Below are 12,952 nucleotides of genomic sequence, written 5' to 3'. Positions count from 1 at the left end.
TTATGGATTGTTAATTATTAATTGTTTTGACTTCTATTTTTTCAGTAGGGGTAGGTGAATTGTCTTTTAAAATGACTTTAAAAAGGTAGAGATAAGTGTTATCAGGTTGTATGTCGGTATCTTCAACCGAGGTAATAGGCGTAGTAAAACTGCGCCACAACATAGGTTTATCTCCATTGATAGCCTTGTAAATTATCATTTCATTAAAGCCATCTTTTATAGGTAACCACTGCAAAGTAACTTTCCCTTTTTTAACACGACTTTGAAGTCCTCGTAATACCCTATCATCAGTTTTAGGTTTGTGATTGATTTGTATTATAGGCGAGTAGTCGGAAAAATTATTGCTATGGTCTTTTGCACGTACGGTATACTCATAAACTCCTGATACATTAGGAGGAATCGTATAAGTATAGTTTTCTTTTTTACTATTATTTTCAGAGTGAATGAGTTTCCAACCGGTAGCTCCTTTTTCTCTTCGGTAGAGCAAATATTGGGTTACATCGTCACTAAAGCTCTTACGCCAAGTAAGTTTCCACCCACTTTTGTCATCAGTATACTCAGTGAAAATAGGGGTGGTAGGAGGGACTTTATCGGGTTTGGTGAGTTCTAACAATACAGAGGGAGCAGATTCATTCTTACGAAAATCGATAGCAGTTACCCAATAATATACTTTAGCGTTTAAACTTTTGAGAACTACGGTATCTTTAAGGGAGGTATCGGTGATATGAGAGCCCGTGATACGCATCATCTCTTCACCTTTTTGGTTACCTCTAAAAACATAGTAGCCCATTAGGTCTGCATCGGTATTGGCTTTCCATTGCAAAGTTACGACCCCTAAAGTATCTATAGTTCCTGTGAGTTGTTGTACCCTTTCAGGAGGGGTTTCGTCGTCAGGCTGTACTAACATTGCGAATGAATCGAAAGTAGTACCATTTTTACCATATGTGCGCAATTTGTAGTAATTAGAGGGCATTGTAGGGGTTATAAGTATCTGTCTATCACTTACAGCAATAGGAGTTTTTATCTCTTTATAAGCCTTGTCGTCAGGCGAGTGCAAGAGAGAAAAGTGTGTAATCTCATTCTCGTTTTCCTTAGAGAAATTCCAACGCAATCGGTATTGCTTTTCATCTATAGGAACTACCTCAGTAAGTTGTGCTATTTGCGTAATAGCCTTAATACCCTTGCCTTTTATCTCTTGAGAATACGGACTATAAGTTCCAAAGATTGTTTTTCCTTTTAGGCGATAGCGGTATTCCTTATCATTCTGAGCTAATGAATCTACATAAATCATCGCTGAGGAACGACTATTCTGATTCATATTTACCACGGGGTGTTCAGTTATTGGAGCAAAAGGAGCGTCGCCTTCAGCCTTTTCAATAAAGTAATAACTATAGAGTTGGCTAAGGGTTTGATAGTCCCACGTGAGGGTTACTTTCCTATCTTCAAAATGTCCTCTAAAACCGAAAGGAGCTGGTAATTCTTGAAAATCTTTGAGCCCTGCTACTACCCCTCCTTCTTTTACACTAAGCTTATCATTAGGTAATAGCTTTACTTTATAAAGGTAATTTTCATTGGGTAATACCTCATTGTCTACATATCCCCACCCTGCAAAGCAAGCTACCGAGAAGTCTAAATCGGCTGCCATTAGAGCAAAAGAAAAACGGTCATCTATTTCGCGCGCTTTATTAGCAATGCCTTCTATGGGGTTTTGGTTATTAGAAATTTCCGTTTCAAAGGTTTCTCCATAAATAGCTTGTGCTACAATAGCTGCATTATCGTTCTTTTCTACCCATTCTTGCCACTTTTCTAACGGAGGGGTTTTGAAGGTGCCTAACACTTTGGTTTCGGGGGTAGCGAGCACTTTACCATTGCGAAGATATGTAGTCCGTTCCAACTGAAAACCTATATTATTGGCTTTCTGCCACGCTACAGGAGCATCTACTGCCCAACGTAAGGCAATGCTGTTTTTTCGTACCTCCTTACTCATTTGCAAAGAAGGATTTTCTTGTGAAAAGGCAAGAAAAGTAATGCTATATATAACTATAAATAAAACTCGTTTCATTTTCTGTTAAAACTTATATTTGTAAGGTGTTTCGGAAGTAATCTTCCCGTCAGGCAATCGGTATTTTAACACTGCTTTGTAGTTCTTTGTAGGAAGCACAGGAAAATAGAGCTCCATAAACTCATTGTACAAAGGATTTTTAGCCAGTTCATTTAAATGATTGGCAAAGTAATAATGCTGATCATCCCAGTCTCTTTGATAATACATAAACACATCATAACGATAAGGAAATATCCGTTTTACATCATAACTATTCCATTTCAGTTCTTCAGGATAGAACGGGAAAACAGTAACAGCCTCTTTTGGAGGATAACCTACAACATCATTATCTCTGCTAAACCACGTTTGCCCTTGAGGGTTGTTATATAAATATTTAGTAAATAAAGCATCAAACTTATCGTCTAATATGGCTTCAGCTTTTATGAGAGGAATTCCTGAATAAGTGGTGCCTATGAGTTCGCTCTCTTCAAAGGGTTCATCAGTATTCATATCGTTCTGTAACAAAGCAACTGCCGAGTTGTATTTTATCCACAAATGTTTCGTATTGAACTTCTTCATCTTGTCGCTCAGACGCTCGTATTTACTAGTGTTAAATTGGTACGACAAACGTTCAAAGCCTCCTCTATCCACATTGGCTTGTGCTTTCTTGTTTTCAAAGGTGTAAGAAGTTTCATCTTCTCCTTTGTCAAAATCACCTTCTGAAACTTTAATGTTATTTTTCTTCTGCTGTGTTTTACCTGTGGCACTTACTTTTGCACCTTGCTTACTATAGCTCACAATAGAAAGCCCATATTTAGTAGCTTTCGAGAGTTTAGGCATTGTAAAGGAAATTTTGTTCTCTGCTTTTAAGTAAGTCGGGTTGAGCTCAAGAGTTTTTCCTCCTCCTTCGGGCTCTATAAACAAGCGGGTATTCCAATGCGCATCCTCAAACAAATAAGACTGTCCTTGCTTTAACTGCACAAAGCTCTCATTACTTTCTCCTATGAAATAATTCTTTTGGTCTAACACAGGATAAGCGTATTTTATATTCTTATTAGGGATATACTCAGGTGCTTCGCCTGTAGTAAAGGTTCGCTCTTCGGTTTCTACGGCTTTTTTACCATCTACCATCACAGTATGGTAACTTCCCCCTTTAAGTTCTTTAAAGCTTACACTTACTACTGCTTTTAGTTTTTGATGAGAAGGAAGCACTTCTCTTGGGGTGAAGTTGAGTTCATCCTGACTCTTGCCATAAGTTAGTTTCCCTTCTATGGTATTCCCTTGCGCATCGAGTACTTCAAATTTTTCTAAGTTCACGATATACGTATGGTCGCGGTCGTCTTCGGGAATTACAATAGGTTTCTCTAATTCTAAGTTGAAAGTAGCTTGAGGAGAGAGGAAGACATCTACCCCTTCACTACGGTCAGAAGGGGATACATCTGAGATAATTTTCATACCTCCTAACACTTGATCGCTTGCCAATTCACATTGTTCTCCAAATTCCATTTTTAAACGGAAGCGTCCTTTTACTAATCCTCCTAGTACGTTGTAGTAGCCTCCTAAATAACCTCGTGCCCAGAAAGGATTAGGTCCCGACCCTTGTAGTAAAGCCGCTACTCCAGCACTCAGTATTGGGATACGTTTGCGAATGAAAAACAGTTTTATTTTAATACCTAATTCCCCTTGTAAGTAAACATACGTTTGTCCGTTAGCATACCATCCATTGATACCCAGTTCTCCACTTCTGCCTTTGCAATGGGCATTGCCGTAATTCTTTAACATTAAGTCTGAACCAAAGCCTGCTGCAAAACTCGCATAGAGGAACCCTACATCAAATTTAGTATCGAAATTCAAATGCGCTCCAAAAGCAAACCCTTTACCTTCTTTTATCTGGTTAAGACTCTTCATATAGCCTATCTCGTCAGGATTGAGTTTTAGTATTTCGGCTACCTTCGCAGGGGGTTGAGGCGCTTCACCTATTTTAGTACCCACCATAAAGTAAGTTTGCGCTTTGATATTTAGGAAATCACCAAAACCCACTTGTAATCCCATCATCTCACGAGTAGTCCCCAAGTGATAATACCAATCTTGTGGGTCTATATGCAATACCGCACGTCCTGCCAATCCACTATTACCAGTCCCTCGTATTACTCCACCTGCTACATTCACGTATACTTCCATATTAGAGTGATAGGCTTTTTGGGCAAAGTCGTAACTCACATTTAGCTGTGCAAAGATAGGTGCTTTTTTGCTTTCATTGGTTTTATCTATGGTAAAATCATCAGGGATATCTGCTTTCCCTGAGTTGTCTAAATATTTGTATTTCTCATTTTTAGCCAACTCTTCCATTTTTACCACTTTCTGCACATTGTCAGCAAAGCCTTTTTGTACAGTAGCAAACGGATTGGATAGCTTATCTTGCAAAGCGTACATTACCGTTGCATTGCCATAAAAACCAATTTTTGAGAGACCTCCTCCTTTATAGGTTTGAATGTCTAATAAGGCTATAAAGGAAATCACTCTTTTGTCCTGAAAAGCCCCTAATACTCCTGCTTTGAGTCCTAACCCTATCTTTTCATCGGGAACTAACGAAAAGGCTTCTAATGCCTCTTTATCTTTAGGATTCCCCAAAGGGCGCATTTGGTAATACGCTCCTCCTATAAATCCTGTTATTTTTACGTATTGGGTGTTGATATTTAGTCCATCTACCATAGCTTCAAACCCCCAATAGCGGAAGTCTTTACTACCAAATACAGCATTAGCATTTACATCTACATCTAAAGATGTAATCTTGGTTGAAAGTTTTGCCTTAAACCCATTGCCATACACTGGGTCGTTCTTCATTAGATTTAACTCTCCACTTACTTTAGCTACTACTATATCTACATCCTCCAATTTGAGTCGGTTGATTTCAAATTTGTCGTAACTCCAGTGTTCATCGGTATTTTTAGCGTAGATATTAAAATCACCTTCGGCTGAAAACTTATCTTTTTGTAAGCCCACCCGTATACCGAAATGTAATTGAGCTCGTTCTTCTCTGAAAGCTACACTTACATCTTTGATACTCACAGGAAAACCTGCTATTTTCTGTTCTCCTTCACAGCCAAAATACTCAGCTGATATGTAAGGTGCTTGTGTTTGTAAGGTGAATTTTTGGAAGTTAATACCTTCTATTCTGTAAAGGTTTTTATCGCTCTTAGGGGCTTCTAAAACCATCGAGCCATCAAGTACTACTTTAGGAAGAAATTCTTTATTTTTTACTTGTAATTCAACATAAGAAGAAGGGAGAATTACAGCCTTTGCTTTCCACATATCAAAGGAAATAGAGTCCAACGACGAAACGCGAAGCATATAGTTATCTTCAGAAAAACTACCGTCAAAATGAATTCCGCGTGAATCTTCTTTCTCTATCGGAATCCGAAAAGCCCCCGAGAGAGCCCCCCTTTGAGTTTAGAAGCTACAAAATCGGCTTGTATATGATGTATGGCATATTTCCAACCTTTCTTTTTATCCTCTGACGTACGTCCTTCCTTAAAGCTAATGATATTGTCTGCCGATAAGCTCCCCGAAAAACCATAAGCGTCCAAAAGGAAGTTAGTCGCCTTTAAACTTACTCTCCCTTCCGTTTTTTTGAACTCTTCAGGCAAGGTAACCGTGAGTTCTTGGATATAAAAACCTCGCCAACTCTCTTGTCCTGCTACTAAATACTCGTCATATCCTTGAGGGAATACCATTGCTGGAGCATTATTAGTATCACTCATATCCAAGACCATTCGCTCAGGGTGAAAGATAAAAGCTCCTTTATCTTTGTTTTGTATCTGCCTTGTGAGGGCAAAAGCAGGTAGTTTAAGCTCTACTAACAAGTTGTTAAAATCTTCAGCTTCTATAGCTACCTCACTTTCTACATAGCCATTGGCTATAGGTTGTAACTTATTGTCAACTGGTACTATAAGTTCATTAGAGATGCGTATTATCCCTCTTAAAGCAATTTTTTTCAATCCGTTACAATCTACCTCCACGTATGTTTGGTCGCCTACCGTTTCCCCTTTTACATTTCTACCTCCTTTGAGTAAAAACGACCAGTTTTTGGTATTACTAAGGGTTACATCACCCAATAACGACAAGTGTACATCCCCTACTAACTGACCTTCATACGAAAAAGGAATTTCAGTAGCTCCAAAGTACAGTTCGCGTTTGCCTGAAGGATTTTGGGTGTCAGGGAAAGTAATACGAGCGTAAATATTTACCCTCGTTTCGTTAGGAGAAAAAGTAGCTTTGGTAACCATCATTGCATACTCTACCCCATTCTTATTTTCTCTAATTCCCACAGGAAGTTCTGTAATATCTTGGATTTGGTTTACCCAATGGGTCTTATTTTCTAATGAAGTGAAATTTTCTTGCTCTTGTGCCCTTAAACCAGTATAGCACAATAGCAAAAGTAGTAAATAAATGCTTCTTATCTTCATAGCAATAGTCATTTTAAAGCTACAAAAGTAAATATTATTTTTCGAATTAGCAACTTTATTTATATCAAAAGCAAAAATGCACTTATATTCATCAGTGAATAGAGGTTTATTTTAACATCATTTCGATATATAATACTGATTTATAATAGTTATGTTTACATTGCAATCTATGCGAGACTTTCAGGCAGCTTGTTCCTATTTGTTTGATTTGTGAAGATTTATAAGATTTCTGTAGCGTAAGCTACACTTTCCTTACGTCTAAATTAAGCTAATTAATAAAAAACTAAAAGTCGTTTTTCAGAAATATACTAGCTTTGTATAAGCCATAGCGTATGAGCATAAAAAAAGCGCCTTAAAAGGCACTTTTTTTATTAATAGGGTGGAATATGGGGCTCGAACCCACGACCTTCGGAACCACAATCCGACGCTCTAACCAACTGAGCTAAGACCACCGTCTGTATTTTCGGGTGCAAAAGTAACTCCTTTTTCCCAATCTACCAAATATTTAGACAACTATTTTTTGGCTAAGTGTTAAGTGTTAAGTGTTAGGAACATTTAGCTCTTTGATTTTCAATCTCTTTTCACCTTTCACTCACATACCCAGTTACGAGTCCTCACTGGCTTTACCTTTTATCTTTTACCTTTTGCCTCTACTAGTAATGGCGCTTTCTTGTCTTTCTCCGAAAGTTGTATCACCTCAGCTGGTAGTCGCCAATCAATACCTATGGTAGGGTCGTCCCAACGCACACTACTCTCACTCTCGGGAGCGTAGTAATTGTCGCATTTGTATTGAAAAATAGCTTCTTCGCTCAATACAGCAAAACCGTGAGCAAAACCTCTCGGGATAAAAAACTGGCGCTTGTTTTCTTCGTTTAGTATCACAGACTCATACTGCCCAAAGGTAGGTGAGTCTTCTCGTAAATCCACTGCTACATCAAGAACTTCTCCTTTTACCACTCTCACCAATTTAGCCTGTGCAAAAGGTGGTTTCTGAAAGTGTAATCCGCGCAATACCCCATAAGTCGATTGCGATTCGTTGTCTTGTACAAATACAGTGGGGCTTACTAACTCATTAAATCGCTGTTGCGAGAACGACTCAAAAAAGTAACCTCTTCCGTCAAAAAACACCTGTGGCTCAATAATCACCACACCTTCTATCTTAGTTCTGATTACTTTCATCGGTAGGATTTTGTTCTTCTTGTGCAGGTGCCACTTCTTCTGTTGGTTCTATGGGTTCTATTACTTTTGTGCGTTTACTCTTGCGTTTAGTAGCTTGCAAGCGCGTAATACGTTCGTTTATCAAGTCTCCTGTGATGAAATCTATATTAGGCTCAGTATACGCTTTCTGATAGGTTTTCAGTGCCTTTTTATCATCGCCCATCTTTTCGTAATATTCAGCTAAAAAGAAGTTGGGCATCGCTGTTTTTAGGTAGCCATTGCTCTCTACGTATTTCGCCAATTTCTTAAGCGATTCCCAGTCTTGCGACGAATTAATAGCTGTATAAGTAGCCATCACATCGTTTAGTATAGGCACTTTCTTTACGCCTAACTGTTTATAAATAGTGTTATATTTGTTCTCCAAATATTCATAAATCCCCGTTTCAAGAGTCTCCATTTGGGTCTTAAACTCCTTGCCTCCTATGGGTTTATAAATGTCAAAACACATATCAAGTGCCTGTGCTATCCCCTGCAATTTAGCAGCGTTTACTGAGCTTCCTTTAAAATCAACAAAGTGATATTCTACCGATTCGTGCACGGGCGCCGAGCGCATCGCTCTTTCAAACTGAATTGCCTTGTCGTACACTACTTTGTTTTCCACATCGGCAGTAGCCATATAGTAAAATAAACGGTTAGGCACTCCCGCTGCCAAAGCGTGCGAAAACTCTTCTCCCATACGTGGAAGAGCCACTGGATTAAGGCTTACTATCATATTAAAAGTAGGTTTCTTCTCGGCAAGCATATAGTAATTAGCCAAAAAACCCGCCTCTTCCGAAGCAATAACCCCTTTTAGGTCAGCTATCGGGTATTTCCCTTGTATGTAAGGCACTAATTCTGCCGATACAAACTCAAAAAAACGAGCCGACTCATTAATAGGGCGACCCACCTCTTCTACCACCGTTACATCTTCTTGTTTGGGTTCATACACACCCACCACTATACACTTAGGCATTTCACCAAACTGTTCGTAATAACGCACCATCGAAACAACAGGTTCCATCAGCGTTTCGGCATTGAGCACTACTATCAGCGGATATGCCTGTCTATCCGTGTACTTTTCAGGCTTGTAGATACCTATCTTCTGTTTTCTATTGAGTCTCCCTGACGAAAAAGTCTCCGAAATAACCTGTGAAAATGCACTTTGTAAGGTTACCAAAGCGATAACGATTGTAAGATATTTCTTCATTTTTTTATAGTATTTACTTTATTTTAAACGTACAAATGAAACAAAAAAGCTCCATATAGCAAAATTTTAAGCATTTTTTAACGAAATTTTAACTTTATACCGATACCTGCGCTTTAATCGTAGGGTAAGGGTCATAGCCTTCTAAACGAAAATCGTCATAATCAAAGGCAAACAAATCCTTCACTGCCCGATTCAAGTGCATCGTAGGCAAAGGGCGTGGCGTCCTGCTGAGCTGTAAAGCTACCTGCTCACGATGATTGTTATAGATGTGCACATCACCAAAAGTATGCACAAAATCCCCTAATTGCAAATCGCATACTTGCGCAAGCATCATTGTCAGTAAAGCATATGAAGCAATGTTAAAAGGCACCCCTAAAAACACATCGGCACTGCGTTGGTATAACTGACAAGACAATTTCCCATCGGCTACGTAAAACTGAAACAGTGCGTGACAAGGAGGCAATGCCGCTTTACCATTGGCTACGTTCTCCGCAAACGATTTTCCCGTATCAGGCAATACCGACGGATTCCAAGCCGAAACGATAATCCGTCGGCTTTCAGGATTTTGTTTAAGGGTCTCTACCACCGTTTTTATCTGGTCAATCGCCTCGCCATTCCAGTGGCGCCATTGCGCTCCATAAACAGGACCGAGGTCGCCGTTCTCATCTGCCCATTCGTTCCAAATGCGCACCCCGTGGTCAGTGAGATATTTAATATTAGTATCTCCTTTTAAAAACCAAAGTAATTCATAGATAACCGATTTTAAGTGTATCTTTTTAGTCGTTACCAGCGGAAAACCCTTATTGAGGTCAAAGCGCATTTGGTAACCAAATACACTAGTCGTTCCCGTGCCGGTACGGTCATCTTTAGAATAGCCATTATCGAGAATATGGCGTAAGAGGTCGTGATATGTTTGCATTTTTAGTTAAGTGTTAAACCTAAGAAGTTAAATCGGTGCAAAGATACAACAATAATAAAAAATACCAATACCCTAACCCCTCTCATTCTATCAACCCATTTATTTCCAATTTTTTACATACCTTACCTTTCCCTTATCTTTGTTCTATATATCACCGCGCTTCATCTTTCTGTCGCCACAGTCCCACTAAACTCCTCCAACAAATTTGCTAATTTTCCAAATTCTCTAATTTCTCTCCCTCTTTTCCGTCACACTCCCCCCTAGTGCCTATTCCCTAAGACCTCACACCACCCCATTTTCTCATTTTCCAAATTTGCTAATTCTCTAATTTCTCTTCCCTTTTTCCGTCACCACATTCCCCCTTTGAAGGTAGCCAGCGACAGCTAGGTATGTGTAAAGGGGGAGGTTTCCTCCGCTTTTCCGTCCCTACATTCCCCCTCTCCTTGGGAGAAGTCTCCGAATAGGAGAGTATGTGAACGGGGTGAGGATTCTTTTTCTTTCGCCTCGAAACCCTGTTTTTAACATTTTTAGACTTGTTGTATGATATTATGAATCAACTATTTATATACCCTTTCTATACCAATTGTCCAAGATTCGTATAAGCTTCCTATAAGCTCTCTATAAGCTACCCCCACCCATCTTACACCCTTTTTTCACCAAAATTCCTTCCTCCCCTCTTCCGAATCTCTCCGATATCTTCCGAATCTCTCAACCCTTTCCCATTTGCTAATTTAACTGCCTGTGCGGCTCGCACCTCATTCCCTCATTTTCCACCTGCCCGTCGTGCCACGACTTGTTAATTTGCTAATTACTTCGTACCTTTGCACTTTCAATAACTATCAATAGAATATAATAATGAGAAAAATACTCTTAGCACTCTCTATTTTCGCTTTTACGCTGAATGCAATAGCCCAAGATAACCCTTGGCAACAACAAGCTGATTACCAAATGAACGTAACGATGGACGTGAAAAACTTTCAGTATAAAGGCACCCAAAAACTCACGTATACCAATAACTCTCCCGATACCCTACGCGTGGTATTCTACCACCTCTATTTCAACGCTTTTCAGCCAAATAGCGAAATGGATAGCAAACTGCAATCCATCCCCGACCCCGATAGACGTATGACTAACAATCTCGGCACCGATAAAAACCCCATTTACGAGAGTCGCATAGCCAAACTCTCACCTTCTGAAATCGGACTATTGCGCATTACGGCTATGAGCCAGGACGGACAAAAAGCTACCTTCTCTCACGAAAGTACAATCCTAAAAGTAACCCTCCCCACCCCTATTCTACCTCACAGCAAAACAGTACTCGATATGACCTTTGAAGGTCAAGTGCCCGTAATGATACGTCGTGCAGGTCGTAATAGCCCCGATGGCGTAGCGCTTTCAATGGCACAATGGTACCCTAAAATGGTAGCTTACGATCATCAAGGTTGGCATACTACCGAATACTTAGGTCGTGAGTTCTACGGCGTTTGGGGTAACTTCGATGTAAAAATCACCCTCGACAAAACCTATGTGGTAGCAGGTTCAGGCGTGTTGCAAAATCCTAACGAAATGGGCTGTGGTTATGAAGATAAGGGCGTAAAAATACCCCAAACCAAAGCTAAAACCAAAACGTGGCACTTTGTAGCCGAACGTGTACACGATTTCACTTGGGCTGCCGACCCTCAGTTTACTCACGATAAACACACTCTCACCGACGGTAAAACCATACACTTCTTCTATAAAAAATATCCAGAGAATTGGAAGCGTATCCAGCCCGATATGCTCAAAGTATTCGATTATTTCAATACACTTATAGGCAAATATCCTTGGCCTCAATACTCTTTCATTCAAGGAGGTGATGGCGGTATGGAGTATGCAATGTGTACCCTTATGGAAGGCGGTAAGAAATATGAGAGTTTAGTAGGCACTGCCATTCACGAACTGGCTCACGCTTGGTTTCAACACCTCTTAGCTACCGATGAGGCAGCTTATCCGTGGATGGACGAAGGGTTTACCTCCTATATCCAAACACTTGCCGAACAACAAGTGTTGCACCTCATTCCTGCAACCAACTATCCCTTTACTAAAGCGTACAACGGTTACCTAAACTTAGTGAAATCGGGGTTACAAGAACCTACCATCACTCATTCCGACCGTTATGCAACGAACTACGCTTATAGTATTGCCGCTTACTACAAAGGACAGCTCTTCCTCACTCAGTTAGATTATCTAATGGGCAACGAAGCACTGATGAAAACTCTCAAACGCTACTATCGCGAATATGCTTTCAAGAATCCAACCCCCAATGATTTTATTCGCATAGCCGAAAAAGTATCAGGAATGCAATTGCAATGGTTCCTCAATGAGTTTATGCAAACTGACCACGTAGCCGATTACGCTATCGACAAGGTAGAAGCCAAAGGAAATAAAACGGCAATTACCCTCAAACGCTTAGAACGCCTGCCTCTTTCTATCGACCTTTTTGTAACCGATAAAGCTGGTAAAACCCAATACGTATATGTGCCTTTGCGAATGACTTACGGCGAAAAACCAAACACTTATCCTAATTATCCCCGTACGGTAGTTCCTGCTTGGGGTTGGGGTAACCTTACCTACACTTTTGAACTCGATATGCCATTGAACAATATCCAGAGTATAGTATTAGACCCTAATAACAGAAGTGTAGATATCAACAGGGAGAATAATATTTATAAACAATAGAATGTATACTGTTATTATCTTTTTAGGATTTTATAATTTGCTCTTCGCTGTCTTCCATTTATTGTTTTGGAGACTTTTTAAATGGAAGGAAGAAGTGCGCAAGCTCAGTTTTGCTAATCGCGGAATTATCCAAATCCTCAATATACAAATAGTTTATTATTTTGTAGCAGTAGCAATAGTTTGTTTTTGTTTTACTAACGAACTTCTCACTACTGATTTAGGTAAGGTTTTCTTACTTGACAACTCGTTGTTCTGGGCAATACGTTTGGTACAACAATATATATTTCTGAGGAAAAATAGTTTTGTAATTCACTTTTTGGCAGTACTATTTTTGTTAGGAACAGTATTATTTTTATTACCTTTGTTTTATTAAAATCAGTATATACTAACTCCTAACATCTAAC

General features: G+C 39.5%; 8 protein-coding genes and 1 tRNA gene. 2 read left to right on the top strand and 7 right to left on the bottom strand.

Translation table 11 applies throughout. The annotated features are described in order from the left end of the window. Positions 1–10 precede the first annotated feature (10 nt). From HW279_RS05645 to HW279_RS05620, 7 genes are all read right to left on the bottom strand, one after another. Positions 11–2,062, bottom strand: a complete 2,052-nt coding sequence (locus HW279_RS05645; protein WP_178958271.1) for a fibronectin type III domain-containing protein — start codon at positions 2,060–2,062, stop codon at positions 11–13. Positions 2,063–2,068: 6 nt separating this feature from the next. Continuing rightward, positions 2,069–5,392 (bottom strand): hypothetical protein, encoded by a 3,324-nt coding sequence (locus HW279_RS05640; RefSeq protein ID WP_255495780.1) that lies wholly within the window; start codon positions 5,390–5,392, stop codon positions 2,069–2,071. 56 nt (positions 5,393–5,448) lie between these two features. Then, positions 5,449–6,507, bottom strand: a complete 1,059-nt coding sequence (locus tag HW279_RS11095; RefSeq protein WP_255495779.1) for a hypothetical protein — start codon at positions 6,505–6,507, stop codon at positions 5,449–5,451. Positions 6,508–6,884: 377 nt separating this feature from the next. After that, positions 6,885–6,960 (bottom strand) — tRNA-His (locus HW279_RS05635). A gap of 177 nt (positions 6,961–7,137) precedes the next feature. Further along, positions 7,138–7,686 carry a dTDP-4-dehydrorhamnose 3,5-epimerase gene (rfbC, locus tag HW279_RS05630; protein WP_178958270.1) on the bottom strand — a complete coding sequence of 183 codons (549 nt, stop codon included), beginning with the start codon at positions 7,684–7,686 and terminating at the stop codon, positions 7,138–7,140. Then, positions 7,667–8,911, bottom strand: a complete 1,245-nt coding sequence (locus tag HW279_RS05625; protein ID WP_178958269.1) for an alpha/beta hydrolase-fold protein — start codon at positions 8,909–8,911, stop codon at positions 7,667–7,669. Before HW279_RS05625 ends, rfbC begins: the two co-directional genes overlap by 20 nt. Positions 8,912–9,005: 94 nt before the next feature. Beyond that, positions 9,006–9,830, bottom strand: coding sequence for a thymidylate synthase (locus tag HW279_RS05620; RefSeq protein ID WP_009410566.1), 825 nt, complete (start codon positions 9,828–9,830; stop codon positions 9,006–9,008). A gap of 855 nt (positions 9,831–10,685) precedes the next feature. Here HW279_RS05620 and HW279_RS05615 point away from each other — a divergent pair. Together HW279_RS05615 and HW279_RS05610 are read left to right on the top strand one after the other, a co-directional pair. Continuing rightward, positions 10,686–12,548, top strand: coding sequence for a M1 family metallopeptidase (locus HW279_RS05615; protein ID WP_178958268.1), 1,863 nt, complete (start codon positions 10,686–10,688; stop codon positions 12,546–12,548). A gap of 1 nt (position 12,549) precedes the next feature. Then, a complete protein-coding gene (locus tag HW279_RS05610) occupies positions 12,550–12,921 on the top strand; it encodes a hypothetical protein (RefSeq protein WP_178958267.1) in 372 nt (123 codons plus the stop codon). The last annotated feature ends 31 nt before the right edge of the window (positions 12,922–12,952 follow it).

The sequence above is a fragment of the Capnocytophaga sp. oral taxon 903 genome (genome assembly GCF_013394785.1).
GTDB classification, from domain to species: domain Bacteria; phylum Bacteroidota; class Bacteroidia; order Flavobacteriales; family Flavobacteriaceae; genus Capnocytophaga; species Capnocytophaga ochracea.
The sequence above is the reverse complement of the archived record's forward strand: the minus strand, read 5'-3'. Positions and strand labels throughout refer to the sequence as shown.

Bases quoted from the DNA above. Each gene is read 5' to 3' on its own strand.
- HW279_RS05645 (WP_178958271.1), bottom strand. From the start codon at position 2,062: ATGAAACGAGTTTTATTTATAGTTATATATAGCATTACTTTTCTTGCC.
- HW279_RS05640 (WP_255495780.1), bottom strand. From the start codon at position 5,392: ATGCTTCGCGTTTCGTCGTTGGACTCTATTTCCTTTGATATGTGGAAA.
- HW279_RS11095 (WP_255495779.1), bottom strand. From the start codon at position 6,507: ATGAAGATAAGAAGCATTTATTTACTACTTTTGCTATTGTGCTATACT.
- rfbC (WP_178958270.1), bottom strand. From the start codon at position 7,686: ATGAAAGTAATCAGAACTAAGATAGAAGGTGTGGTGATTATTGAGCCA.
- HW279_RS05625 (WP_178958269.1), bottom strand. From the start codon at position 8,911: ATGAAGAAATATCTTACAATCGTTATCGCTTTGGTAACCTTACAAAGT.
- HW279_RS05620 (WP_009410566.1), bottom strand. From the start codon at position 9,830: ATGCAAACATATCACGACCTCTTACGCCATATTCTCGATAATGGCTAT.
- HW279_RS05615 (WP_178958268.1), top strand. From the start codon at position 10,686: ATGAGAAAAATACTCTTAGCACTCTCTATTTTCGCTTTTACGCTGAAT.
- HW279_RS05610 (WP_178958267.1), top strand. From the start codon at position 12,550: ATGTATACTGTTATTATCTTTTTAGGATTTTATAATTTGCTCTTCGCT.